The 23,645-nt window shown below is 61.6% G+C and carries 21 protein-coding genes; 12 read left to right on the top strand and 9 right to left on the bottom strand.

Annotation, left to right across the window (positions count from 1 at the left end):
- Nucleotides 1-570: 570 nt before the first annotated feature.
- The 5 genes from DGA31_RS29000 to dksA all read right to left on the bottom strand — a co-directional run bounded on the left by DGA31_RS29000 (nucleotide 571) and on the right by dksA (nucleotide 6,718).
- The gene (locus DGA31_RS29000) at nucleotides 571-2,019 is read right to left on the bottom strand and encodes a sigma-54-dependent transcriptional regulator (protein WP_109514864.1); all 1,449 of its coding nucleotides are present in this window, start codon (nucleotides 2,017-2,019) and stop codon (nucleotides 571-573) included.
- Nucleotides 2,020-2,023: 4 nt separating this feature from the next.
- Nucleotides 2,024-4,990 (bottom strand): sensor histidine kinase, encoded by a 2,967-nt coding sequence (locus DGA31_RS28995; RefSeq protein WP_056841988.1) that lies wholly within the window; start codon nucleotides 4,988-4,990, stop codon nucleotides 2,024-2,026.
- Nucleotides 4,980-5,156: a hypothetical protein gene (locus DGA31_RS28990; protein WP_002552060.1), complete on the bottom strand. Its 177-nt coding sequence runs from the start codon at nucleotides 5,154-5,156 to the stop codon at nucleotides 4,980-4,982. Before DGA31_RS28990 ends, DGA31_RS28995 begins: the two co-directional genes overlap by 11 nt.
- A gap of 147 nt (nucleotides 5,157-5,303) precedes the next feature.
- Nucleotides 5,304-6,200: a tRNA glutamyl-Q(34) synthetase GluQRS gene (gene gluQRS, locus DGA31_RS28985; RefSeq protein ID WP_109514863.1), complete on the bottom strand. Its 897-nt coding sequence runs from the start codon at nucleotides 6,198-6,200 to the stop codon at nucleotides 5,304-5,306.
- 80 nt (nucleotides 6,201-6,280) lie between these two features.
- Nucleotides 6,281-6,718, bottom strand: coding sequence for an RNA polymerase-binding protein DksA (gene dksA, locus DGA31_RS28980; protein WP_056841990.1), 438 nt, complete (start codon nucleotides 6,716-6,718; stop codon nucleotides 6,281-6,283).
- A gap of 342 nt (nucleotides 6,719-7,060) precedes the next feature.
- Here dksA and DGA31_RS28975 point away from each other — a divergent pair, with 342 nt between their 5' ends.
- Nucleotides 7,061-8,233: a pyridoxal phosphate-dependent aminotransferase gene (locus DGA31_RS28975; protein ID WP_109514862.1), complete on the top strand. Its 1,173-nt coding sequence runs from the start codon at nucleotides 7,061-7,063 to the stop codon at nucleotides 8,231-8,233.
- On the top strand, nucleotides 8,233-8,958 hold the full coding sequence (gene sfsA, locus DGA31_RS28970) for a DNA/RNA nuclease SfsA (RefSeq protein WP_109514861.1): 726 nt from the start codon (nucleotides 8,233-8,235) through the stop codon (nucleotides 8,956-8,958). Before DGA31_RS28975 ends, sfsA begins: the two co-directional genes overlap by 1 nt.
- A gap of 206 nt (nucleotides 8,959-9,164) precedes the next feature.
- Here the strand turns inward: sfsA and DGA31_RS28965 are convergent, their stop codons facing one another.
- Nucleotides 9,165-9,488, bottom strand: coding sequence for a Rieske (2Fe-2S) protein (locus DGA31_RS28965; RefSeq protein ID WP_056841993.1), 324 nt, complete (start codon nucleotides 9,486-9,488; stop codon nucleotides 9,165-9,167).
- Nucleotides 9,489-9,713: 225 nt separating this feature from the next.
- Here DGA31_RS28965 and deoC point away from each other — a divergent pair, with 225 nt between their 5' ends.
- The gene (gene deoC, locus DGA31_RS28960) at nucleotides 9,714-10,478 is read left to right on the top strand and encodes a deoxyribose-phosphate aldolase (RefSeq protein WP_109514868.1); all 765 of its coding nucleotides are present in this window, start codon (nucleotides 9,714-9,716) and stop codon (nucleotides 10,476-10,478) included.
- 300 nt (nucleotides 10,479-10,778) lie between these two features.
- Here deoC and DGA31_RS28955 read toward each other — a convergent pair whose 3' ends face one another.
- The gene (locus DGA31_RS28955; protein WP_056841994.1) at nucleotides 10,779-11,123 is read right to left on the bottom strand and encodes a pentapeptide repeat-containing protein; all 345 of its coding nucleotides are present in this window, start codon (nucleotides 11,121-11,123) and stop codon (nucleotides 10,779-10,781) included.
- 92 nt (nucleotides 11,124-11,215) lie between these two features.
- Nucleotides 11,216-12,757: a bifunctional aminoglycoside phosphotransferase/ATP-binding protein gene (locus DGA31_RS28950; protein WP_109514860.1), complete on the bottom strand. Its 1,542-nt coding sequence runs from the start codon at nucleotides 12,755-12,757 to the stop codon at nucleotides 11,216-11,218.
- Nucleotides 12,758-12,898: 141 nt separating this feature from the next.
- Between DGA31_RS28950 and mrcB the strand changes: the two genes are divergently transcribed.
- Genes mrcB through DGA31_RS28935 form a run of 3 tightly spaced genes read left to right on the top strand, consistent with a single transcriptional unit; the run spans nucleotide 12,899 to nucleotide 16,318 of the window.
- Complete coding sequence (gene mrcB / locus DGA31_RS28945) at nucleotides 12,899-15,220, top strand: penicillin-binding protein 1B (protein ID WP_056841996.1); 2,322 nt, start codon at nucleotides 12,899-12,901, stop codon at nucleotides 15,218-15,220.
- Between the two features lie 16 nt (nucleotides 15,221-15,236).
- Complete coding sequence (locus DGA31_RS28940) at nucleotides 15,237-15,989, top strand: tetratricopeptide repeat protein (RefSeq protein WP_109514859.1); 753 nt, start codon at nucleotides 15,237-15,239, stop codon at nucleotides 15,987-15,989.
- On the top strand, nucleotides 15,989-16,318 hold the full coding sequence (locus tag DGA31_RS28935; protein WP_056841998.1) for a YqcC family protein: 330 nt from the start codon (nucleotides 15,989-15,991) through the stop codon (nucleotides 16,316-16,318). The genes DGA31_RS28940 and DGA31_RS28935 overlap by 1 nt, the downstream gene beginning before the upstream one ends.
- A gap of 34 nt (nucleotides 16,319-16,352) precedes the next feature.
- Here DGA31_RS28935 and DGA31_RS28930 read toward each other — a convergent pair whose 3' ends face one another.
- Nucleotides 16,353-16,781, bottom strand: coding sequence for a DUF4124 domain-containing protein (locus tag DGA31_RS28930; RefSeq protein ID WP_109514858.1), 429 nt, complete (start codon nucleotides 16,779-16,781; stop codon nucleotides 16,353-16,355).
- A gap of 399 nt (nucleotides 16,782-17,180) precedes the next feature.
- Between DGA31_RS28930 and DGA31_RS28925 the strand changes: the two genes are divergently transcribed.
- The 6 genes from DGA31_RS28925 (at nucleotide 17,181) to msrQ (ending at nucleotide 23,189) form a co-directional block, all read left to right on the top strand.
- Nucleotides 17,181-18,905 carry an acetolactate synthase 3 large subunit gene (locus tag DGA31_RS28925; protein ID WP_056842024.1) on the top strand — a complete coding sequence of 575 codons (1,725 nt, stop codon included), beginning with the start codon at nucleotides 17,181-17,183 and terminating at the stop codon, nucleotides 18,903-18,905.
- Between the two features lie 2 nt (nucleotides 18,906-18,907).
- The gene (gene ilvN, locus DGA31_RS28920; RefSeq protein WP_025258538.1) at nucleotides 18,908-19,399 is read left to right on the top strand and encodes an acetolactate synthase small subunit; all 492 of its coding nucleotides are present in this window, start codon (nucleotides 18,908-18,910) and stop codon (nucleotides 19,397-19,399) included.
- Nucleotides 19,400-19,444: 45 nt separating this feature from the next.
- Nucleotides 19,445-20,461: a ketol-acid reductoisomerase gene (ilvC, locus tag DGA31_RS28915; protein WP_056842000.1), complete on the top strand. Its 1,017-nt coding sequence runs from the start codon at nucleotides 19,445-19,447 to the stop codon at nucleotides 20,459-20,461.
- Nucleotides 20,462-20,661: 200 nt separating this feature from the next.
- Complete coding sequence (pssA, locus tag DGA31_RS28910) at nucleotides 20,662-21,510, top strand: CDP-diacylglycerol--serine O-phosphatidyltransferase (RefSeq protein WP_056842001.1); 849 nt, start codon at nucleotides 20,662-20,664, stop codon at nucleotides 21,508-21,510.
- A 63-nt stretch (nucleotides 21,511-21,573) separates the two neighbouring features.
- A complete protein-coding gene (msrP, locus tag DGA31_RS28905) occupies nucleotides 21,574-22,587 on the top strand; it encodes a protein-methionine-sulfoxide reductase catalytic subunit MsrP (RefSeq protein WP_109514857.1) in 1,014 nt (337 codons plus the stop codon).
- Nucleotides 22,587-23,189, top strand: coding sequence for a protein-methionine-sulfoxide reductase heme-binding subunit MsrQ (msrQ, locus tag DGA31_RS28900; protein ID WP_056842003.1), 603 nt, complete (start codon nucleotides 22,587-22,589; stop codon nucleotides 23,187-23,189). The genes msrP and msrQ overlap by 1 nt, the downstream gene beginning before the upstream one ends.
- The last annotated feature ends 456 nt before the right edge of the window (nucleotides 23,190-23,645 follow it).

The raw sequence follows: 23,645 nt of genomic DNA, 5'->3' as shown, positions 1-23,645 counted from the left end.
GCTTCCGGACTCCAGAAGCTACCAGGGGAGCCGAAGCTCCCCCAAAGTGCGTGCTCTTTATTTTTATTATGAGTGCGGGCTCTTGTTTTTGTTGGGTGCCCATTCACAGGCGTTTTTCCTGTGAAACCTCTCAAACCGAGAGTAAAGAGCAAACGGATTGCTTTGGCCGCTGCGGTGCAATGATCAATCGATCCAACCAGTTCAGGCGCTACCTTGTGGTAGTTTTTGTTGTTCTCGGCCTGGTTGCGGGGCAAGCCCCAAATACAACACCTCTCCAAAAGAATCAGTTAGCTGCGCCTCCGCCGTGTTGTTCTTGTTATGCGTGAGTCGTTTCGTCTTGTTTTTATTGTGTGGGTACATCGGGTTTTTATTTTTCTTGTACTAAGCATATAGCAGGACCTGTGCCAACTTTTGCAAACGCCCGTAAACAGGGGGGTTGCTGCGCGTGGCCCTTGCAATGGGCGAAAAAAAGCCGGGGCTGCGTTACCGTAAACCCCGGCTTTTGTTACGACTGGCAAAGCATCGGTAACGTTTTTTGCTCCCCTGAGGGAACTGTTACCGAAAAAACGGTCACGTCTCGTTCGCGACCCCTTTGCGGCGTGGAATGCCCAGGCGCTGGCGACGTTCCCACAGGCATTTGCGGCTCACGCCCAGCTTGCGGGCCAGCTCGGTTTCGGTCATGTGGTCCTGATGTTCGAGGACGAAGTGCTGGAAGTAATCTTCCAGCGACAGGTCCTCGGTCGGCTCATGGTTGGTGCCATTGACGCTGCTGGTCAGTGGCGCCAGGCCGACGAATTCCTCGTCGTCCAGCAGGGCCAGCTCGATGTCGATACCCAGGTAGTCGACAGAGATCTCGGCACTTTCGCTCAGGATCACCGAGCGCTCCACGGCGTTTTCCAGTTCGCGTACGTTGCCGGGCCAGTTGTACTGACGAATGGCCTGTTCGGCGTCGGCGCCGAACTTCATGTCGGGGCGGCCGGCCTTGACGCTCTGGCGGGCCAGGAACGCACGGGCGATTTCAAGCACATCGTTGCCACGCTCGCGCAAGGCCGGCAGCTTGAGGGCGATCACGTGCAGGCGGTAGTACAGGTCTTCGCGAAATTCGCCGTTCTTGGCCAGGGTCTTGAGGTCACGGTGGGTCGCGGCGATCAGGCGCACATCGACCTTTTGCGACTGCACCGAGCCCACCCGGCGAATTTCCCCTTCTTGCAGTACGCGCAACAGCCGTGCCTGGGCTTCAAGCGGCAGTTCGCCGATCTCGTCGAGAAACAGCGTGCCGCCGTCAGCGGCCTCGACCAGCCCGGCGCGTCCGGCGCTGGCGCCGGTGAAGGCGCCTTTTTCATGGCCGAACAGTTCCGACTCGATCAGGCTTTCAGGGATGGCCGCGCAGTTGACCGAAATCATCGGTGCCTTGGCCCGGCGCGACAGGTTGTGCAGGGCACGGGCGACCAGTTCCTTGCCGGTGCCGGACTCGCCCTGTACCAGGACGTTGGAGTCGGTAGGCGCGACCTTGCGGATCTTGCCGTACAGGTCCTGCATGGGCGGGCAGGAGCCGATGATGCCGATTTCGCCGTTGGCGTTGCCGGCGGCAGGCTTGTCGGACGCGCCGCCGGCCTTGCCGTTGGCAGCGCGTTCGCCGGCCGGCGCTTGTGCCTGGCCATGGGTGGTCTGGCGGTCGCGCAGGATGCGGGCCACGGCCTGGAGCATTTCATCGTGGTCGAAGGGCTTGGCGATATAGTCCACCGCACCCATCTTCATGGAGTCGACCGCCGAGCGCAGGCTGGCGTAGCTGGTCATGATCAGCACCGGCTTGCCTTCACCGAGGCGGATCAGCTCGGTGCCAGGTGCGCCGGGCAGGCGCAGGTCGCTGACGATGAGGTCGAACGAGGGGATACTGAAGCGTTCCTGAGCCTCCTGCACCGAGCCCGCTTCGCTGACCTGGTACTGGTTGCGCTCAAGCAGGCGGCGCAGGGCCGAGCGGATGATGGTTTCGTCTTCGACGATCAGAATATGCGGCATTGATTCAGTTCTCTCGACGGTCTCGGTTCACGGCGGACGTCGCGTCGACATTACGCGGTAAGGTCACCCGGATACGGGTGCCGCGTTGCCGTTCGGGATCGGCCGGGCTGTCGATGGTGATTTGTCCATAATGCTCTTCAACGATGGAATAGACCAGAGCAAGGCCCAGTCCGGTTCCCTCACCCGGATCCTTGGTGGTGAAGAAGGGTTCGAACAATCGGTCCATGATTGCCTTGGGAATACCACTGCCTTCATCTTCGACGATCAGGTCCACGGTATGTTCGGACGCCTCGCTTTTGACCCGCACGGCGCTGCCGGGGGACGAGGCGTCGCGGGCGTTGGAGAGCAGGTTGATCAACACCTGAGCCAGGCGCTGCGGGTCGCCATCGACCCAGTGGGTCGGGTCGCACAGGTTGTAGAACTGCACTTCGAAGTTGCGCCGGTTCAGGGCCAGCAGGCCGATGGCATCCTGCGCCACCTCGGCCAGGCACACCGGCTCGTCGCTGTGCTGATGGGCGCCGGCATGGGCAAAGCTCATCAATGACTGCACGATGCGCGAGACGCGCTTGGTCTGCTCGACGATCTGACTGCTGATTTCGGCCAGTTCCGGGTCTTCTTCGCGCTCTTCGCGCAGGTTCTGCGCCAGGCAGGCGATGCCGGTGATCGGGTTGCCGATCTCGTGGGCCACGCCGGCGGCGAGGCGGCCGATACTGGCCAGGCGCTCGGAGTGCACCAGCTTGTCTTCGAGCATCTGCGTTTCGGTCAGGTCCTCGACCAGCAGCACCAGACCGCTGTTGCCCGGCGCCAGCGGCTCGTCGATGGCGGCCTTGTGCAGGTTGAGCCAGCGTGTCTGGCCGTCCAGTTGCAGCTTCTGTTTGTGCAGGTGTTCATCGGGCTCGTGGATGAAATCGCGCAGCAGGCTTTTCCAGGGCTCGACAATGGTGATCAGGCGTGAGCCGATCACATGCTGGGCGGGAATGGCGGTCAGCTCTTCCATGGCGCGGTTCCACATCAGGATTTCCTGATCCTTGGCCAGCGAGCACACGCCCATCGGCAGCTCTTGCAGGGTTTGCCGGTGGTAGCGACGCAGTGCATCGAGTTCGGCCGCCAGGCCGGTCAGGCGCGAGTGGTAATCCTCGAGCCGGCTCTCGATGAAGTGGATGTCTTCGGTGACGTATTTTTCGTTGCCGGATTTGTATGGCAGGAAGGTCTCGACCATGTCCTGAGCGACGCTGGGGCCCATCAGGCCGGACAGGTTGGCCTCGATGCGGTCACGCAGGCGGCGCAGGGCATAGGGGCGGCGCTCGTCGAAGGGCAGGTAGAGGTCGCGCAGGGCCTGCTCGACCTCCTTTTGCGCGGCCTTGGCGCCCAGCGGCTTGGCCAGTTGGGTGGCGAATTCCTGCGGTGAGGCGGCAAACAGTTCGCGGCGTTGCGGGCGACGCACGTTGTCCACCGCGCAGGCTTCGGCGGCGCTGACTTCTTCAGGGCTGGCGTTGGTAAATAGCGACACCAGGGTGAACAGCAGCACGTTGGCCGCCAGCGAGGCGATGGCTGCCATGTGCCAGCTGGTGTCGTCCAGCACATAGGTCATGTTCAGCATCGAGAAATAAAAGCCATCGAGCTTACCCAGCAGCGGTAACAGCATGCTGAAGAGCCAGACCGTGATGCCGGCCAGCAACCCGGCCATGAAGCCGCGCCGGTTGGCGGTCGGCCAGTACAGCACCGACAGTACCCCTGGCAGAAATTGCAGGGTGGCGACAAAGGCGACGATGCCCATGTTGGCCAGGTCTTGCTGGGCGCCGAGCATCAGGTAGAAGCAGTAGCCGGCGGCGATGATGGCAATGATCAGGCCGCGGCGGGTCCATTTCAGCCAGCGGTAGATATTGCCTTCGGCGGGCGGCTGGTACAGCGGCAGCACCAGGTGGTTCAGGGCCATGCCCGACAGCGCCAGGGTGGTGACGATGATCAGGCCGCTGGCCGCCGACAGGCCGCCGATATAGGCCAGCAGGGCCAGGGACTTGCTTTGCACGGCCATGCCGATGCCGAGGGTGAAATACTCCGGGCTGGTTCGCGCCCCCAGCTTCAGGCCCGCCCACAGGATCAGCGGCACCGCCAGGCTGATCAGCAGCAGGTACAGCGGCAGGCCCCAGCTGGCGCTGACCAGCGAGCGCGGGTTGAGGTTTTCGGTGAAGGTCATGTGATACATGTGCGGCATCACGATGGCCGAGGCGAAGAACACCAGCAGCAGCGTGCGCCACGGGCCCTCCTGCAGCGGGGTGTGCAGCGAGGCCAGGGCGGTCTGGTTCTGCAGCAGCCAGACTTCCAGTTGCGACGGGCCACCAAAGACGTTGTAAAGGGCATAGATGCCCAGGCCGCCCAGGGCCACCAGCTTGATGATCGACTCGAAGGCGATGGCGAACACCAGGCCCTGGTGTTTCTCGCGGGTGGCGATGTGCCGCGAGCCGAAGAAGATCGTGAACAGGCTGATCAGGGCGCAAAAGGCCACGGCGACCCGGTTGCGCACCGGTTCGCCGGTCAGGATGCCGATCGAGTCGGCCACTGCCTGGATCTGCAGGGCCAGCAGTGGCAAGACCCCGATCAGCATGAAGATGGTGGTCAGCGCGCCGGCCCAGGTGCTGCGAAAGCGAAAGGCGAACAGGTCGGCCAGCGACGACAGCTGATAAGTGCGGGTGATTTTCAGGATCGGGTAGAGCAGCACCGGTGCCAGCAGGAAGGCGCCCGAAACACCCAGGTAGCTGGACAGGAAACCGTAGCCGTACTGATAGGCCAGGCCGATGGTGCCGTAGAACGCCCAGGAGCTGGCGTAAACCCCCAGCGACAGGGTGTAGGTCAGCGGATGGCGAATGATCGAGCGCGGGATCAGCCCGCGTTCGCTGATCCAGGCCACGCCGAACAGCACCAGCAGGTAACCGGCGCTGACCAGCAGCATGTAAGTCAGGCTAAAGCTCATCGGCGTCTCGCTGGCTTTGCAGAATGAACGTCACCACGATGAGGATCAGCCACAGCATGTAGGGGCGGTACCAGGCGCCTGTGGCGTCGATCCACCAATCCATGATGGCGGGCGAAAACAGGTAGATGCCCACCACCAGGAGCAGGACCAGCCGATAGATATACATGCTGCCTCCGGTTGTGCCGCACAGTGCGTCGCAGGGTAATGGGTGACCTGCCCTTTTATGGGGCGGGTAAGGTGCGGCATGTTAACCAATGCCCGGCAACCTGCAAGCGACGTTTTGCGCAGTATGCCGCGAGGGCTCTGGCCCGGTCTATTGAAGGCTTTGCAGCGTGGCCTCTGGAATGGCCGGCACCTTGGGGATCCGTTCGGCATCCCACTGGCGCGCCGCCTGGCCCAGCAGTTCTTGCGGCGTGGCGTAGTGCAGATGCGTGTCGAAGGGTTGCCCCAGGGCCTGCAAGGCACGCAGCAGCAAGGGTGTGGCCTGGTCGGCGGGCAGCGGTGGTGAACGGTAGGACTTGCCCAGCTTGTGGCCGTCGGGCTGGGTGATCAGCGGTACATGCAGGTAGCGAGGCTGCGGTACGCCGAGCAATTCTTGCAAGTACAGCTGCCGGGGCGTGGAGTCGAGCAGGTCGGCGCCGCGCACAATGTCGGTCACGCCCTGCCAGGCGTCATCGATGACCACTGCCAGTTGGTAGGCATACAGGCCATCGCGACGGCGGATGACAAAGTCGCCGGCTTCACGACCCAGGTGCTGGCGCTGCAGACCCTGGACCCGGTCGGTGAAGTGATACTCCACTTCCGGAACCCGCAGGCGAATGGCACCGGCCTCGGGCGCATGCCCGAGATTGCGGCACAGGCCCGGATAAATGCCGTTGAAGGGTTCGAGTTGCTTGCGCGAGCAGGTACAGGCATAGGCCAGGCCATGATTGAACCAGCGTTGCAGTATCTGTTCGTAGGCCTCGTGCCGCTCGCTTTGCCGTACGCAGGCGCCGTCCCATTCGAAACCATAGGTTTCCAGCGTCTGCAGGATCGCTGCCTGGGCGCCGGCCACTTCGCGTGGCGGGTCGAGGTCTTCCATGCGCATCAGCCACAGGCCGCCGGCGGCGCGAGCGTCGAGGCAGGAGGCCAGGGCGGCGACCAGTGAGCCGAAATGCAGGTAGCCACTGGGCGTTGGCGCAAAGCGCCCGATATAAGGAGGGTTTTTCATGGGGCGCCATGTTACTGGCCTGTCACGGGCCGGAAAACAAAAAAGACGCCGAGGCGTCTTTTAAGTTCATGCCGGCGATGTTACTTGCCGACCTGCTTTTCCTTGATTTCTGCCAGGGTCTTGCAGTCGATGCACAGGTCGGCGGTCGGGCGCGCTTCAAGGCGGCGAATACCGATCTCGACACCGCAGGATTCACACCAGCCGTACTCTTCGTCGATGATCAATTGCAGGGTCTTGTCGATCTTCTTGATCAACTTGCGCTCACGGTCGCGTGCGCGCAGTTCCAGGCTGAACTCTTCTTCCTGGCTGGCGCGGTCGGCCGGGTCAGGGAAGTTGGCGGCTTCGTCCTTCATGTGGTCTACCGTGCGGTCGACCTCCACCATCAGGTCCTGCTTCCACTTGTTCAGGATCTTGGTGAAGTGCGCGCGCATGGGCTCGCCCATGTACTCTTCACCCGGTGTCGCCTTGTAGGGTTCGAGGCCGCTGATTACATTCTTTTGCTTATCTGGGGTGGGCATGTATGGACCGCCTCTCACTCTTTTCTAATCTATTGCGCAGGATGTTCCATCACCGACACCCGTCGGCCCTGCAGGTGCAAGCCGGCGAACTTACCAGATCAAATCGCAGTTCGCCACTCCCGGTTGTCGAGCATGGCGCCGGTCTGTGAACGGGTCATTAACATGCACCTGCAATAGATGAACTCTAGTCATTGTCAGGCGTCGTAGTGTGTTTTTTGCCCGGTTATTTGTTGTTTCAAAGCGCTTTGCCCGCGTGATCGACCGCCCTTGGGTAGAATGGCCGACGCGTGCGGACGGCCCTGGCCTGCCGGCGTATTTCAGTCGACCCAGAGAAGGAACATCATGGCCCAGCCCTACAGTGCGCGCAGCCGCGCCATCGAACCCTTTCATGTCATGGCCCTGCTGGAACGGGCCAATGAACTGCAGGCCGCAGGTCATGATGTCATTCACCTGGAAATCGGCGAGCCGGACTTCAGTACCGCGCAGCCGATCATCGAGGCCGGGCAGGCCGCGCTGGCAGCGGGCAAGACCCGTTACACCGCCGCCCGTGGCCTGCCGGAGCTGCGCCAGGCCATTGCCGGCTTCTACGCCACCCGCCATGGCCTGGACATCGACCCGCAGCGCATTCTGGTGACGCCGGGCGGTTCGGGGGCCTTGTTGCTGGCCAGCAGTCTGCTGGTGGAGGCGGGCAAACACTGGCTGCTGGCCGACCCGGGCTACCCCTGCAACCGGCACTTCTTGCGCCTGGTCGAGGGCGCCGCGCAACTGGTGCCGGTCGGCGTCGAAGAGCGTTACCAGTTGACCGCAGCCCTGGTGGAAAAACACTGGAATCAGGACAGTGTCGGCGCCCTGGTGGCTTCGCCGGCCAATCCGACCGGCACGCTGCTCAGTCGCGACGAACTGGCGTCCCTGTCGACGGCGCTCAAGGCCCATGACGGGCACCTGGTGGTGGACGAGATTTATCACGGCCTGACTTACGGGGTGGACGCCAGCAGCGTGCTGGAAGTCGATGATGACGCCTTTGTGCTGAATAGTTTTTCGAAATATTTCGGCATGACCGGCTGGCGCCTGGGCTGGCTGGTGGCGCCGCAGGCGGCGGTGGGGGAATTGGAAAAGCTGGCGCAGAACCTCTATATCAGCGCGTCGAGCGTGGCGCAGTACGCGGCGCTGGCATGTTTCGAGCCCGCGACGCTGGACATTCTCGAACAGCGCCGCGAAGCGTTCCGGCAGCGCCGCGATTATCTGTTGCCGGCGTTGCGCGGGTTGGGCTTCGGCATTGCCGTGGAGCCTGAAGGGGCGTTCTACCTGTACGCCGATATCAGCGCATTCGGCGATGATGCCTTCGCATTCTGCCGCTATTTCCTGGAAAAAGAGCATGTGGCATTTACGCCGGGGCTGGATTTTGGCCGTCATGGTGCCAGTCACCATGTGCGCTTTTCCTACACCCAGAGCCTGCCGCGCCTGGAACAGGCGGTGGAGCGCATTGCCCATGGCTTGCAGGGCTGGCAAGGCTGATGCGCTTTTCACCTGCACTAGAAAGCGGTCGGCTGCTGCTGCGTTACAAGCGTTTTCTGGCCGATATCGAAACCGACTCCGGCGAGCGCCTGACCATCCACTGCCCCAATACCGGCTCGATGCTCAATTGCATGTTGCCAGGCGGCCGGGTCTGGTTCAGTCGCTCCAATGATCCCAAGCGCAAGTTGCCCGGCACCTGGGAGATCAGCGAAACCCCGCAGGGGCGGCTGGCCTGTATCAATACGGGGCGGGCCAATGTGCTGGTCGAGGAAGCGCTGCACGCGGGCATTATCGACGAACTCAACGGCTTTACCGCGCTCAAGCGCGAAGTGCCTTATGGCGTAGAGAAAAGCCGGGTGGATTTTCGTCTGCAGTACCCTGACGGCGATCTGTACCTGGAGGTCAAGAGCGTCACGCTGGGCTTCGATGACTCCTGCGTGGCGGCCTTTCCGGATGCGGTGACCCAGCGTGGCGCACGGCATCTGCGTGAACTGGCTGCCCTGGCACGTGACGGGGTGCGCGCCGCCTTGCTGTATTGCGTGAACCTTTCAGGCATCGACGCCGTGCGTCCGGCCAGGGAAATCGACCCGGCCTATGCGGCAGCCTTGGGTGATGCGGTGGCGGCAGGGGTTCAGGTGCTGGCGTATGGCGTGGACATCAACGCTGAAGAGGTGCGCCTGGTCAGGCGCTTGCAGGTGCTGGAGCCTGGTGTGGAGCCGCTATAAACCCGTAGGAGCGCGCTTGCCCGCGACCGGCTGCGCAGCAGTCGTAAAATTTCAGCGTCTAATAAATTTCTGCGAGCGCTGCGCACTCGGTCGCGGGCAGAGCGCGCTCCTACGGGTGTGAATTAACCTCCAATAAATCAATACGTTATTTGAGGCTTTATAAGGGCGGCAACGGTCGCGAAGGCTGGCTTCTCACTGTTTCCAGATCAAGACACCAGGTCGATGAACAGGCCGTCGGCAGTCTCCAGGCAGCGCACGGCGTCGAGCGACTGGCCTTCGCAGGGGCCGGCCACGCATTCGCCGCTTTCGATCAGAAACAGCGCGCCGTGATGGGCGCAGTGGATCAGGCTGGCGCTGTCATCCAGGAAGCGGTCGGCTTGCCAGTTCAGGGCAATGCCCCGGTGTGGGCAACGGTTGCGGTACACATAGGCCTTGCCCTCGCGGCGGATGGCGAACAGCGCCTGTCCGTCGACCTCGAAGCCCAGGCTTTGGGCTTCCTTGAGCGGGTGTGAAAGGCACAGCAGTTTCATGGGGCTTGACCGACACATCTGATTACTCTGAATGCCATTCTGGCATGCCTTGGCGTTCTTTGCGGTTCGCGTTATATCGGCGCCAGGCGCTCTGTGATCGAGCGGACAGCTTCGGAAGCTTCCTGAATTCTTGTAGCCGATTTCCCTGATTCTGGTATGCCGGCTTCTGACGGCGGCCGCTGGTTTATTGTCCTGCCCACTGATTTCGCCGTGGAGGCACATGCAATGACCGTCGACAACGAGGCACAAGCACGCCAGGCCATCAGCCTGCTGGAGCTGTTGGCCTTTCACCAGGAAGACACCGAACAGCGCATCGTCAGTCTGTGCCGCAGCGCGCTGACGCCGGTCGGGCCAGTGGCGGGGGTCTGCGTCTATCCGCACTTCGTCTGTCTGGCGCGAACCACCCTTGATCGTCTGCAGGCTCAGGATGTGCGGGTGATCGGCCTGGTCAACTTCCCGGCCGGCCGGCCCGATGTCGAACTGGCGGCGCAGCAGACCCGGGCGGTGTTGCTGGCGGGGGCCGATGAGGTGGAGGTGGTCTACCCGTTCCGCGCCTTGCTGGCGGGCGATGTGCAGGTCGGTGCCAATCTGGTGGCCGCGTGCAAGGCCGAGTGCGGGTCCCGTGCGCCACTGACGGTCACGCTGGAAACCGGCGATTTGCGCGACCCGCAGCTGATTCGCAGCGCTTCGCGGGCCGCCATCGCCTCGGGCGCCGATTTTCTCAAGACCTGCACCGGGCGCCTGGTCGCACCGGCCACTGCGCAGGCGGCGCGGATCATGCTGGAGTCGATTGCCGAGATTGGCGGGCAGGTGGGGCTCAAGGTGGCCGGAGGGTTGCGCACGGTGGCCGACGCTCAGGCCTTCCTGACGCTGGCCAGGGGGCGTTTCGGGCCGAACTGGCTCACACCACAGCGGTTTCGCCTGGGCGCTTCGAGCCTGTTGGGGGATGCGTTGGCGCGCTTGGGGCTGCTGGGCTTCGATGAGTTTTAAGCAGGCAAAAAAAGACCCGGCAAAAAGCCGGGTCAAAAACCGTGATTAGCCTGATGAGGAGATAATCTGAGAGTCCGAACCAAGGTCTTTCAGGTTACCGACCAGTCTCGCGACCAGTTGTGATAATCATAACGATTCTCATTTCGAAGTCAACACTTCTTTTTGCAGAGATTTTCCAGGCGCTTTCGACGGGTACAAAGATCCGCAGCGGCAAGGGTGCTGCTGGAGAAGAGACTTTTGGGGGAAGGGGACTCGCGGTCACCTGCCTGCATTGCGCAGGCAGGTTTGCAACTGCCGGTTTCAGCGTGTGCGATAACGCAGGCGAGTACCGAAGTTGACCGACATGAGGATTTCGTCGGCGCTCAGCTCCGGCGGAAAGTAGGTTCCGGAGATTTGCGCGTGAGCGATGCTTGCACCTTCAAGCGAATTGCTGCGCAGATCCAGCCCGCGCAGGTCGGCCGAGCGGAAATAGGCGTCGGTGAAGTCGATGCCGGCGGTGTCCAGGTTACGCAGGTCCAGCCCCCGGAAGTCGCCACCGCGCATGTCCAGGGTGCCTTTGGAAGGCCTCTCCTGGTTGAAGCCTTCGATATCGTCCTTGCGCAGTAGCATGTACAGCGGTGAGTCGATTTGCTTTGGCTGGCTCATGGCGATTCTCAAGGCTGTTGGATTTATGGCGCCATTATATCGCCACTACTGTGGGCCGTGAAGCGTTACCCGCTTAACGGCCCCCTCTGTTTTCACAGCCCTGGCAGGCGCTGGTGCAGGTTTTCGATCAGGGCCTTCAGGTCGTCACTCAGGTCGGTGCGAATCGTCTTGCTCAGCAGGGTTTCTTCTGCGCTCAGCGGCTCGCGGTTGGCCAGTTGAGCGTTGAGCACGTCCAGCGTCGCTTCGGACGGATCGTTGTTTTCGGCCTGGCGTTGCTGCAACCAGCCTTCGATAACCGCCTGCGGAGCCTGGCAATCCAGGATCAGGAACGGCACGCCGTAGGTTTGCGCCACATGGGCTGCTGCCTGGCGCTGTGCGTGCTTGAGGTAAGTGGCGTCGAGCACCACCGAGAAGCCGGCGCGCAGCACCTGGCCTGCCAGTTCATGCAGGCGGGCATAGGTGGCCTCATGGGCTGCAGCGTCGTAGCGCGCTTCGTTGCCGCTTTCGGCGAACAGGCGCTGGCGTTCGACGTCCGAACGCAGGCGAATCGTGCCCAGCGACTGCACCAGGCGTTGGGCGACCTGGCTCTTGCCGACAGCCGACACGCCGTGGGTAATGGTCAAAAACGGCGAAGGGATGGCGCTGTAGCTTTCCGCCAGGTTGGCGTAGTTGCGGTACTGGCGCAGGGACGCGGCGCGCTGCACGCCGTCGGCCTCGGCCGGAATGCTGAACAGGGCAATCTTGGCCCGCACCATGGCCCGGTAGGCCTTGTAGAAATTGAACAGTTCCAGGCCCTGGTAATCGCCGGTCAGTTCCAGGTACTGGCTGATCAGGCGGCGCGACAGGGTCTTGAGGCCGCGGTCCTCAAGGTCCATGGCCAGGAAGCCGATGTCGGCATAGACGTCGGTCATGCGGAAGGGCTCGTTGAATTCGATGCAGTCGAACAACACGACCTTGCCGTCGATCTGTGCGGCATTGCCCAGGTGAATGTCGCCGTGGCATTCGCGAATGAAACCGTCGGCCTTGCGTTGAACCAACAGCGGTTTGAGCCGCTCAAAGCTCGACTCTGCCCAGTCCTTGAGTGCTTCAAGTTGTTGCAGGTCGGCTTTTTCGCTGAGGAACGGGCGAATCTGCTCGAAGTTCTGCGCCACAGGCGCCATGACGCTGTCAGGCGAACCCAGGTCGTTTTCGGCACCGACTTTCGGGGCCGACAAATGGAAATGGGCGATCTGGCTGGCCAGTTCGTCAATGTGGCCGATGGTCAGTTCGCCGTTGGCCTGCAGGGTGCTGAGCAGGCCGCTTTGCGGGAACTGGCGCATCTTCAGGGCGTATTCGATGGCTTCGCCGTCGCCGCCCAGTTGCGGGGCTTCGGCCGAGCCGGTCAACGCGATGACCTCAAGGTACAGGCCTTCGGTCAGGCGCTGGTTCAGACGCAGCTCTTCCTGGCAGAAGTGCTTGCGCGCCGACAGGGCTGTGAAATCCAGGAAGCCGAAGTTCATCGGCTTCTTGATCTTGTAGGCATAGGGGCCAGTGAGCAGCACCCACGAAATATGTGTTTCGATAACCTGGAAACCTTCTACCGCATGCGGGTAGAGGGCAGGGTTTTGCAGGGCTGCGATCAGAGACTGGCTCACGGTCGATCCTTGATGAATGATTTGGAAAATAAAGGGCTCAGGCCGGCCATTATGGCTGCTTGGCATAATGCTGCAAACCGCTGGCGCGTGGCTGCGCTTGAACCTCAACACACCCACGCAAACTGCGTATAATCCGCGCCCATGACTCGATCCCGTACTCCCCGCACCCCTAAAAAGCCCGCTTCCGGCCGTCTTCGTACCTTGCTGGGCTGGGCGCTGAAGCTCAGTATCGTCGGCGTGGTGATTGTCGCCGGCTTTGCGATTTACCTCGATGCCGAGGTCCAGGAAAAGTTTTCCGGCAAGCGCTGGATGATCCCGGCCAAGGTCTATGCCCGGCCGCTGGAGCTGTTCGTGGGCCAGAAACTGAGCCGCGACGACTTCCTGATCGAACTCGACGCCCTGGGCTATCGCCGCGAAAGCGTGGCCAATGGCCCGGGCGCTGCTGCCGTGAACGGCAACACCGTCGAGCTGAACACGCGCGGCTTTCAGTTTTATGAAGGCACCGATCCGGCCCAGCAGATTCGCGTGCGCTTCTCGGGCGATTTCGTCGCCGACCTGGCGTCGGCCAATGGCAGCAAGCTGGCCGTGGCCCGGCTTGAGCCTCTGCTGGTGGGCGGCCTGTACCCGAAGAACCTCGAAGACCGCATCCTGATCAAGCTCGACCAGGCACCGCCTTATCTGCTCGACACCCTGATTGCCGTCGAAGACCGCGATTTCTATCACCACTTCGGCGTGTCGCCCAAATCCATTGCCCGCGCAGTCTGGGTCAATGCCTCGTCCGGGCGCATGCGCCAGGGCGGCAGTACCCTGACCCAGCAGTTGGTGAAGAACTTCTTCCTGACCAGCGAGCGCAGCCTGTCGCGCAAGCTGACCGAAGCCATGATGTCGCTGTTGCTGGAGCTGCACTACAGCAAGCAGGAGATCCTCGAGGCCTACCTCAACGAGGTGTTCGTCGGGCAGGACGGGCAGCGTGCGGTGCACGGCTTTGGTCTGGCCAGCCAGTATTTCTTCAGTCAGCCGCTGTCGGAACTCAAGCTGCATCAGGTGGCGTTGCTGGTCGGGCTGGTCAACGGGCCGTCCTACTACAACCCGCGGCGCAACCCCGAGCGCGCCATGGAGCGCCGCAATCTGGTGCTCGACCTGCTGGCGCAGCAGGGTGTCGCACCGGTCGAGGAGGTCGAGGCGGCCAAGAAGATGCCACTGGGCGTGACCCGCACCGGCAGCCTGGCCGACAGCTCGTTCCCGGCCTTCATGGACCTGGTCAAGCGTCAGTTGCGTGACGATTACCGCGATGAAGACTTGACCGAGGAAGGGCTGCGGATCTTTACCAGCTTCGACCCGATCCTGCAGATGAAGTCCCAGGCGGCCATGGACGAGACGTTCAAGCGGCTGGCCGGGCGCAAGGGCGCCGACGAGGTGGAAGCGGCCATGGTCGTGACCAACCCCGAGACCGGTGAGGTCCAGGCATTGCTGGGCAGCCGCAAGGCCGGTTTTGCCGGTTTCAACCGCGCCATCGATGCGGTGCGCCCGATCGGCTCGCTGGTCAAGCCAGCGATCTACCTGACCGCCCTGGAGCAACCACAGAAGTACACCTTGACCAGTTGGGTGGCCGACGAGCCGTTCCAGGTCAAGGGCGCCGATGGCCAGGTCTGGAAACCGCAGAACTACGACCGCAAGGCGCACGGCAATATTTTCCTGTACCAGGGGCTGGCGCATTCCTACAACCTGTCGACGGCCAAGCTGGGGCTGGAGCTGGGCGTGCCGAACGTGTTCAAGACCCTCAACAAGCTGGGCATCAGCCGCGAATGGCCCGAGTACCCGTCGATGCTGCTCGGCGCCGGCGGGTTGAGCCCGGTTGAAGTGGCGACCATGTACCAGACCATCGCCAGTGGCGGCTTCAATACGCCGATGCGTGGTATCCGCAGCGTGCTGACCGCCGAGGGCGAGCCGCTCAAGCGTTATCCGTTCCAGATCCAGCAGCGTTTCGATCCGGGCGCGATCTATCTGGTGCAGAACGCCATGCAGCGGGTGATGCGCGAAGGCACTGGCCAGTCGGTTTACAACGTACTGCCCAAGACCTTGAACCTGGCCGGCAAGACCGGTACCAGTAACGACTCGCGTGACAGTTGGTTCGCCGGCTTCAGCCAGGATGTGCTGGCGGTGGTGTGGATGGGGCGTGACGACAACGGCACGACCCCGTTCACCGGTGCCAGCGGTGCCTTGCAGGTCTGGACCAGTTTCATGCGCAAGGCCGAGCCGTTGCCGCTGGACATGGCCATGCCGGATAACGTGGTCCGGGCCTGGGTCGATGCCGGCACCGGCCAGGGCTCCGATGCCAGTTGCCCGAATGCCGTGCAGATGCCGTATATTCGCGGCAGTGAACCGGTGCCGGGCGCAGCCTGTGGCAGCGGTCCCGCCTCTGACGAGTCCGTCATGGACTGGGTCAAGGGCTGGTTGAATTAAGCAAAGAGGGATTGATGTGAATAAGTGGTGGATTCCAGCGGTAACTGCCCTGGCTGTACTCAGCGGGTGTGCCAGTGTTCCGCAAGGTGCGATTCCGGTCGTTGACTCCGGCTCCCGGGTCTCCAACAGCGAGCGTGCCAATGCGGCGCGCACGACCGGCTACCGAACCAATACCGCGCCGGTCCAGCAGCCCCAGGCCGTGCCTGCCGACTCCGGCGTGACAGTGATGGTGCCCAATGGCGCGGGCGCCGCCGGTATCCAGACCTACTCGGCCCCGGCCGGCCAGGCGCCGTTCAGTGTCGACTCGGCACCGATCAGCAGCGCGCCGGCCTATCAGCCGCCGGTCGAGGCGCCGCCGCTCAACACCAGCAGCTACAGCCAGCCTTCGGCGCCGACCGGGATTCCGTCCAATGCCAGCCGCGGTGCGCTGTCGGCCGACGAGCAGCTGGACGGTCCGGTGCTGGCCTTGCTGACCACCGCCCAGCAGCAACAGGGCAGTGGCGACCTCAACGGTGCCTCTTCAAGCCTGGAGCGCGCCCAGCGCGTGGCACCACGTGAGCCGCAGGTGCTGTACCGTCTGGCCCAGGTGCGCCTGGCCCAGGGCGATGCGTCCCAGGCCGAGCAACTGTCACGTCGCGCCCTGACCTACGCCAGCGGTCGGCCCAGCCTGCAGGCCAGCCTGTGGGAGCTGATCGCCCAGTCGCGCGAGAAGCAGGGTGATGCCGCCGGTGCCGCCCAGGCGCGGCAGAAAGCCCGGGTCAGCCTCTGATGGATGCGCGTATGCCGGCGTTGGCCGACCATCTGTTGTTGATCGAGCGAGAGCTGCGCGAGTGGGGGCGGTGGGACAGTACACCGCCCGACGCCAAGGCCCTGGCCAGCCAGGAGCCGTTCTGCATCGACACCCTGACGTTCGAGCAGTGGCTGCAATGGATCTTTCTGCCGAAAATGAAGGTCATCCTTGAGCAGGACTTGCCCTTGCCCAAGGCCTCCGGCATCCGTGAAATGGCCGAGATGGTCTACGTGGAACGCCCGGAGCAGGCGCGCAACCTGCTGAACCTGCTGGAGCGTTTCGATCAGTTGATCGGCAAGGCCGGCTGAGCCAGTCACGGTCCGCCTGCATCAGCAGGCGGGCTTACCGGCAATAGTCAGCGATCGTCTTTTCGGCTTCGGTGATGCGCACCTGACGTTCATCTTCGTTGAGGCGCTTGAAGCCGCCCCCCACGACCGGCTCGCGAACGCGCGGGTTGTTCCTGAGCTGGGCCAGGTTGGTGCGCATCACCTCGCACATGGCACTGCGCTTGGCTTCGTTGACCTTGATCTCTTTCTTGACCTTGTCATCAATGGCGCGTTGCTGTGCGTCGGCTTCCGGCGCCGTCGGCGTGGCGACAGAGCCCGTCAGCGGTGGTTGCTGAAGGTCGACGGGATTGGCCGGCTGGCCGGCTGGCGGCGTGGCATCGAAGTGCGTGACGCCCTGGGCGTCGACCCATTTGTAAATCTGGGCGGCGTGGGCGCTCAGGCCCATGGTCATCGACAAGGCGACCGAAAGGATCATCCTGCGCATGCGGCTTCCTTGATATGACTGTGCTGCGCGAAAGCTATCACATTGCCGTCAGAACCTTCCAATGGCGACCTGGTGTTGGCGAAACATACAAGAAAGCGTACGGATTGCTTGACTTGAGAGGGCCGAATCACAACAATTCAAAGTTCGCTGTAGGGGGACTGCCAGAAGCAGACCGTCTCGGTAGATCATGAGGCGCACATCCGCGTCGACCTGTAACACCCGCAACGCGTTACCTCGCGCTGGGTGGGACCGTTCCGCAACACTCAGGGACATCCCAATACTTGCTCAGTCAGTGCTGACGTAGTCGGCGACCACCGTCGCTCATGCTCTGCTTGGCAGTAAACCTATTAAGACCCGTCCACCGATGGACGGTATTCTGGCGTTTTAGAGGTGAACAACGTGGAGCTTTTATCTGGCGCTGAAATGGTCGTCCGCTTCCTGCGTGACGAAGGCGTTAAGCATATTTATGGATACCCCGGCGGCGCGCTCCTGCACGTCTACGATGCGTTGTTCCAGGAGCCGGCGGTCAGCCACATTCTGGTGCGTCACGAGCAGGCGGCAACGCACATGGCCGACGGCTATGCGCGGGCAACCGGCAAGGCAGGCGTGGTGCTGGTGACCTCGGGTCCCGGTGCAACCAACGCCATCACCGGTATCGCGACCGCCTACATGGACTCGATCCCGATGGTGGTGATTTCCGGTCAGGTGCCAAGCACGCTGGTCGGCACCGATGCCTTCCAGGAAACCGACATGATCGGTATCTCCCGGCCGATCGTGAAGCACAGCTTCATGATCAAGCACCCGAGCGAGATCCCGGAAGTCCTGAAAAAAGCCTTCTACCTGGCCCAGTCCGGGCGTCCGGGCCCTGTGGTCGTCGACCTGCCCAAGGACATGACCAACCCGGCCGAGAAGTTCGAATACGTTTACCCGAAAAAGATCAAGCTGCGCTCCTACAGCCCGGCCGTGCGCGGTCACTCGGGCCAGATCCGCAAGGCTGTCGAAATGCTGCTGGCCGCCAAGCGTCCGGTGATCTACGCCGGGGGTGGCGTGGTGATGGGCAACGGCTCGGCGCCGCTGACCGAGCTGGCCCAACTGCTCAACGCCCCGGTGACCAACACGCTGATGGGCCTGGGTTGCTACCCGGGTACTGACCGTCAGTTCGTCGGCATGCTGGGCATGCACGGCAGCTACACCGCCAACGTCGTGATGCACCACACCGATGTGATCCTGGCCGTCGGCGCGCGTTTCGATGACCGCGTCATCAACGGCGCTGCCAAGTTCTGCCCGGGCGCCAAGATCATCCACATCGACATCGACCCGGCATCGATTTCCAAGACCATCAAGGCCGATGTGCCGATCGTCGGACCTGTCGAGAGCGTGTTGACCGACATGGTCGCCACCTACAAGGAAATCGGTCAGGCTCCCGACAAGGAGGCCGTGGCCGCGTGGTGGAAGCAGATCGAAGCGTGGCGTGCCGGCGGTGACCTGTTCCCGTACGACCGTGGCGATGGCTCGGTCATCAAGCCGCAGAAAGTGATCGAGACCCTGCATGAAGTGACCAAAGGCGATGCCTATGTCACCTCCGATGTGGGCCAGCACCAGATGTTCGCTGCGCAGTACTACCGCTTCGACAAGCCCAACCGCTGGATCAACTCCGGTGGCCTGGGCACCATGGGCTTCGGTTTTCCGGCGGCCATGGGCGTCAAGCTGAACTTCCCGGAGGCCGACGTGGCGTGCGTGACCGGCGAAGGCAGTATCCAGATGAACATCCAGGAGCTGTCGACCTGCCTGCAATATGGCTTGCCGGTCAAGATCATCCTGCTCAACAACGGTGTGCTGGGCATGGTTCGCCAGTGGCAGGACATGAGCTACGGCGGCCGTCACTCGCATTCATACGTCGAATCGCTGCCTGACTTCGTCAAGCTGGTCGAGGCTTATGGTCACGTTGGCATCCGTGTCACCGATCTGAAGGATCTCAAGCCCAAGCTTGAAGAAGCCTTCGCCATGAAGGATCGCCTGGTGTTCGTCGACATCCAGGTCGACGTGAGCGAGCACGTCTATCCGATGCAGATCAAGGATGGCTCGATGCGCGATATGTGGTTGAGCAAGACGGAGCGGACATAATCATGCGGCACATCATTTCCCTGTTGCTGGAAAACGAACCCGGTGCACTGTCGCGTGTGGTCGGCCTGTTTTCGCAGCGTAACTACAACATCGAAAGCCTGACCGTGGCGCCGACCGAGGACCCGACCCTGTCGCGTCTGACGCTGACCACCGTGGGGCATGATGAGGTGATCGAGCAGATCACCAAAAACCTCAACAAGCTGGTTGAAGTGGTCAAGCTGGTCGACCTGTCCGAGAGCGCGCACATCGAGCGCGAGCTCATGCTGGTCAAGGTCAAGGCCACCGGCGCGCAGCGTGCCGAGATCAAGCGCACCACGGATATCTTCCGCGGGCAGATCGTCGACGTCACCGCCAGCGTCTATACCGTGCAGTTGAGTGGTACCAGCGACAAGCTGGACAGCTTCATTCAGGCCATCGGCACCGCCGCTATCCTGGAAACAGTTCGCAGTGGCGTAACGGGTATTGCCCGCGGCGACAAAGTGCTGAGCATCTGATCTATTTGCAATTTGGCCTGAAGGCCAAGATAACAGGGGATTACCATGAAAGTTTTCTACGACAAAGACTGTGACCTTTCGATCATCCAGGGCAAGAAAGTCGCGATCATCGGCTACGGCTCCCAGGGCCACGCTCAGGCGTGCAACCTGAAGGACTCCGGCGTTGACGTCACGATCGGCCTGCGCAAAGGTTCGGCCACTGTCGCCAAGGCTGAGGCCCACGGCCTGAAAGTCACTGACGTGGCTTCCGCCGTTGCCGCTTCCGACGTGGTCATGATCCTGACTCCCGATGAGTTCCAGGGCCAGCTGTACCGCGACGAAGTCGAGCCTAACCTGAAGAAGGGCGCTACCCTGGCCTTCTCCCACGGTTTCTCGATCCACTACAACCAGGTCGTGCCACGCGCTGACCTGGATGTGATCATGATCGCGCCAAAGGCCCCGGGCCACACCGTGCGTACCGAGTTCGTCAAGGGCGGCGGTATTCCTGACCTGATCGCGATCTACCAGGACGCCTCGGGCAACGCCAAGAACGTTGCGCTGTCCTACGCTTCGGGCGTGGGCGGTGGCCGTACCGGTATCATCGAAACCACGTTCAAGGACGAGACCGAAACCGACCTGTTCGGTGAGCAGGCTGTTCTGTGTGGCGGTACCGTCGAGCTGGTCAAGGCCGGTTTCGAAACCCTGGTTGAAGCGGGCTACGCGCCGGAAATGGCCTACTTCGAATGCCTGCACGAACTGAAGCTGATCGTTGACCTCATGTACGAAGGCGGTATCGCCAACATGAACTACTCGATCTCCAACAACGCCGAATACGGCGAGTACGTGACTGGTCCTGAAGTCATCAACGAAGAATCCCGCAAGGCCATGCGCAACGCTCTCAAGCGCATCCAGGACGGCGAGTACGCGAAGATGTTCATCAGCGAAGGCGCGACCAACTACCCATCGATGACCGCCAAGCGTCGTAACAATGCTGCGCACGGCATCGAAATCATCGGCGAGCAACTGCGCTCGATGATGCCTTGGATCTCGGCGAACAAGATCGTCGACAAGTCCAAGAACTAAGTTCTCGGTGCTTTGAAAAAACGCGGCCCATTGGCCGCGTTTTTTCGTTATGGGGGGTAGGACGTGTCTTCGGTTGTGCCGTATGGGCCGCGCTGGAAGGTCAATGGCGCGCGCATCTGGTATAAAGCTGCATCGTCTGCCGCCGAACCCTCGTGGCAGACACCTGTCCAACTTTTTCAAACTGCTGCAAGGTAATTTTCATGAGCGAACGTCCTGAGGAGCCTCGCAAGGGTTCCGACGCCGAAAGCCTGCTACCGATCGATGAGCACGTGGAAGAGGGGCATGATGCCGAAGGACGCAAAGTCCGTCACCGTGGCATCTATCTGCTGCCAAACCTGTTCACCACGGCCAATCTGTTCGCAGGCTTTTATTCCATCATCAGTTCCATGAGTGCCCAGAGCGCAATGAGCGCAGGCGATGCGGCAGGGGCGAGCAAGTATTTTGCCTTCGCCGCCATCGCCATTTTCATTGCCATGGTGCTCGACGGCCTCGACGGCCGAGTGGCGCGCATGACCAACACCCAAAGCGCTTTCGGTGCCGAGTACGACTCGTTGTCGGACATGGTGGCTTTCGGCGTGGCACCGGCCTTGCTGGCATTCGGCTGGGCCTTGGGCGACATGGGCAAGGTCGGCTGGATGGTCGCCTTCATCTATGTGGCCGGCGCGGCCTTGCGCCTGGCGCGCTTCAATACCCAGGTAGGCACGGCCGACAAGCGCTACTTCATTGGTCTTGCCAGTCCGGCGGCGGCCGGTGTCGTGGCCGGTGTGGTCTGGGCGTTCAGCGACTTCGGCATCCAGGGCTCCAAATTGTCCTTCCTGGTGGCCTTGCTGGTCGCGGCGGCGGGCATGCTGATGGTCAGCAATATCAAGTACAACAGCTTCAAGGAGCTGGATCTGCGGGGGCGCGTGCCCTTTGTGGCCATCCTGGCGGTGGTCCTGGTGTTTGCCGTGGTATTCAGCGATCCTCCGCGTATCCTGCTGCTGATTTTCCTGGCGTACGCGCTTTCAGGTCCTGTTCAGTATTTGCTGCGTCTGCGTCGTCGCAAGTGATCTGATTTTCTGCATACTCCATGGGTCGATGGGTGAGTCTTTCACCGAAGCCGTGGAGTCATCATGCTGATCAAACTTCCTTCGACATCCGACTCTCGCGAGTCGGATGTCACACCTGAATCCCTCTATCTTTCTCGCCGTGCCCTGCTGGGCGGCTCGTTTGCCGTGGGCGCCATGGCTGCATTGCCGCCATGGGCGAACGCGGCCGATCCTTCTTTATATGCTGATGTGGAGCCGGGCAAGGCGCCGGCCTGGCTGGCTGACAAACTTGCCGCGACCCGCTGGCAGGCCATGACGGTCAAGAATGAGGCCATCACACCTTATAAAGACGCGACCCACTACAACAACTTCTATGAGTTCGGCACTGACAAGGGCGACCCGGCCAAGAATGCCGGCTCGCTGAAGACCGAGCCGTGGAGCGTGGTTATCGATGGCGAGGTGGGCAAGCCGGGGCGCTATGCCCTTGAAGACTTCGTCAAGCCTCATCACCTGGAAGAGCGGATCTATCGGCTGCGCTGCGTGGAGGCCTGGTCGATGGTGATTCCATGGATCGGCTTTCCGCTGGCTGATGTGCTCAAGCAGGTCGAGCCGACCTCCAAGGCCCGTTATATCCGCTTTGAAACCCTTCAGGATCCGCAGTCCATGCCGGGCCAGCGCTCCGGTTTTGCGTTGATCGACTGGCCCTATGTCGAAGGGTTGCGGCTGGATGAGGCGATGCACCCGCTGACGATCCTGGCGGTGGGCATGTATGGCCGCGAGCTGCCCAATCAGAACGGTGCGCCGTTGCGTCTTGTGGTGCCGTGGAAGTACGGCTTCAAGGGTGTAAAGTCCATTGTGCGCATCAGTCTGGTCAGCGAGCAGCCAAGCACCACCTGGCAGAGCATTGCTGCCAGTGAGTATGGCTTCTATGCCAACGTCAATCCGCAGGTCGATCACCCGCGCTGGAGCCAGGCGCGGGAGCGGCGTTTGCCCAGCGGGTTGTTCAGCCCCAATGTACGGCAGACCGAGATGTTCAATGGCTATGCCGAGGAAGTGGCTTCCTTGTATGCCGGTATGGATCTGCGCAAGGACTACTGATGCGTTACGGATTATGGCGGGCAAGTGTTTTTCTGGCGGCGTTGGCGTTTCCGGTCTTCTGGCTTTACCAGGCCTGGAGCTTTGCCCTGGGACCGGACCCGGGCAAGGTGTTGGTGGACCGGCTGGGGCTGGGCACGTTGATCCTGCTGTTGATCACCCTGAGCGTCACCCCGCTGCAGCGGTTGACCGGGTGGGCGGGGTGCATGGCCGTACGCCGGCAGTTGGGATTGTGGTGTTTTGCCTATGCACTGCTGCACCTCAGCCTTTATGCGCTATTTATCCTGGGGCTGGATTGGGGGCAGCTCGGCGTCGAGCTGGTGAAGCGGCCTTACATTATTGTCGGGGCGCTGGCGCTGATCGGCTTGCTGGCTCTGGCAGTGACATCCAACCGTTACAGTCAGCGTCGTCTCGGGCGCCGCTGGCGCAGGCTTCATCAGCTGATTTACGTCATCTTGATCCTGGGCCTGGTGCATATGTTGTGGATTGTCCGCGCCGATCTTGAGGAATGGTCCATCTATGCAGGGCTGGGGGCTTTTCTGTTACTGCTGCGTGTGCCTTTTATAACGCGGAGAATCCCGCGTTTATTGAAGGCCAAGCGATAAGTGACAGTATTTTGAAATTAAGTGTTGACGCCCTGTCTCAGCGCTCTATAATGCGCACCATTCCCGCCGCGGAAGAAACTGAAAACTCCTTGAATATCAATGAGTTGGATAAGAAATCGGCGAGGGGGTGGTGCTGGCCTCAGGGCCACGGCGGTGAAAAAGGCAGTTGACAGCAAGTTTCAATGCTGTATTATTCGCCTCCCGCTGACGAGTTGATCGAAAGATCAGTCGGCACGCAAGTGATGGAGGCTTCAGAGTTACTCTGAAAACTTCCGAAAATAATCACTTGACATGTTGCACAGGCGCTGTAGAATGCGCGCCTCGGTTGAAGCGAACGGCTCAACCAACCGCTCTTTAACAATTGAATCAAGCAATTCGTGTGGGTGCTTGCGGTGTCAGACTGAGAGTCAACTGATTATCAGCAACGCAAGTTACTCCGCGAGAAATCATGGTTTA

The organism is Pseudomonas ovata (assembly GCF_003131185.1).
In the GTDB taxonomy this organism is placed as follows: Bacteria; Pseudomonadota; Gammaproteobacteria; order Pseudomonadales; family Pseudomonadaceae; genus Aquipseudomonas; species Aquipseudomonas ovata.
The sequence above is the reverse complement of the archived record's forward strand: the minus strand, read 5'-3'. Positions and strand labels throughout refer to the sequence as shown.

What these genes read in the sequence shown, in the direction of transcription:
- dksA (WP_056841990.1), bottom strand. Translation starts at nt 6,718, where the DNA reads ATGCCCACCCCAGATAAGCAAAAGAATGTAATCAGCGGCCTCGAACCC.
- deoC (WP_109514868.1), top strand. Translation starts at nt 9,714, where the DNA reads ATGACCGTCGACAACGAGGCACAAGCACGCCAGGCCATCAGCCTGCTG.
- ilvN (WP_025258538.1), top strand. Translation starts at nt 18,908, where the DNA reads ATGCGGCACATCATTTCCCTGTTGCTGGAAAACGAACCCGGTGCACTG.
- DGA31_RS28975 (WP_109514862.1), top strand. Translation starts at nt 7,061, where the DNA reads ATGGCCCAGCCCTACAGTGCGCGCAGCCGCGCCATCGAACCCTTTCAT.
- msrP (WP_109514857.1), top strand. Translation starts at nt 21,574, where the DNA reads ATGCTGATCAAACTTCCTTCGACATCCGACTCTCGCGAGTCGGATGTC.
- sfsA (WP_109514861.1), top strand. Translation starts at nt 8,233, where the DNA reads ATGCGCTTTTCACCTGCACTAGAAAGCGGTCGGCTGCTGCTGCGTTAC.
- DGA31_RS28930 (WP_109514858.1), bottom strand. Translation starts at nt 16,781, where the DNA reads ATGCGCAGGATGATCCTTTCGGTCGCCTTGTCGATGACCATGGGCCTG.
- DGA31_RS28990 (WP_002552060.1), bottom strand. Translation starts at nt 5,156, where the DNA reads ATGTATATCTATCGGCTGGTCCTGCTCCTGGTGGTGGGCATCTACCTG.
- DGA31_RS28995 (WP_056841988.1), bottom strand. Translation starts at nt 4,990, where the DNA reads ATGAGCTTTAGCCTGACTTACATGCTGCTGGTCAGCGCCGGTTACCTG.
- DGA31_RS29000 (WP_109514864.1), bottom strand. Translation starts at nt 2,019, where the DNA reads ATGCCGCATATTCTGATCGTCGAAGACGAAACCATCATCCGCTCGGCC.
- gluQRS (WP_109514863.1), bottom strand. Translation starts at nt 6,200, where the DNA reads ATGAAAAACCCTCCTTATATCGGGCGCTTTGCGCCAACGCCCAGTGGC.
- DGA31_RS28965 (WP_056841993.1), bottom strand. Translation starts at nt 9,488, where the DNA reads ATGAAACTGCTGTGCCTTTCACACCCGCTCAAGGAAGCCCAAAGCCTG.
- pssA (WP_056842001.1), top strand. Translation starts at nt 20,662, where the DNA reads ATGAGCGAACGTCCTGAGGAGCCTCGCAAGGGTTCCGACGCCGAAAGC.
- mrcB (WP_056841996.1), top strand. Translation starts at nt 12,899, where the DNA reads ATGACTCGATCCCGTACTCCCCGCACCCCTAAAAAGCCCGCTTCCGGC.
- msrQ (WP_056842003.1), top strand. Translation starts at nt 22,587, where the DNA reads ATGCGTTACGGATTATGGCGGGCAAGTGTTTTTCTGGCGGCGTTGGCG.
- DGA31_RS28955 (WP_056841994.1), bottom strand. Translation starts at nt 11,123, where the DNA reads ATGAGCCAGCCAAAGCAAATCGACTCACCGCTGTACATGCTACTGCGC.
- DGA31_RS28935 (WP_056841998.1), top strand. Translation starts at nt 15,989, where the DNA reads ATGGATGCGCGTATGCCGGCGTTGGCCGACCATCTGTTGTTGATCGAG.
- ilvC (WP_056842000.1), top strand. Translation starts at nt 19,445, where the DNA reads ATGAAAGTTTTCTACGACAAAGACTGTGACCTTTCGATCATCCAGGGC.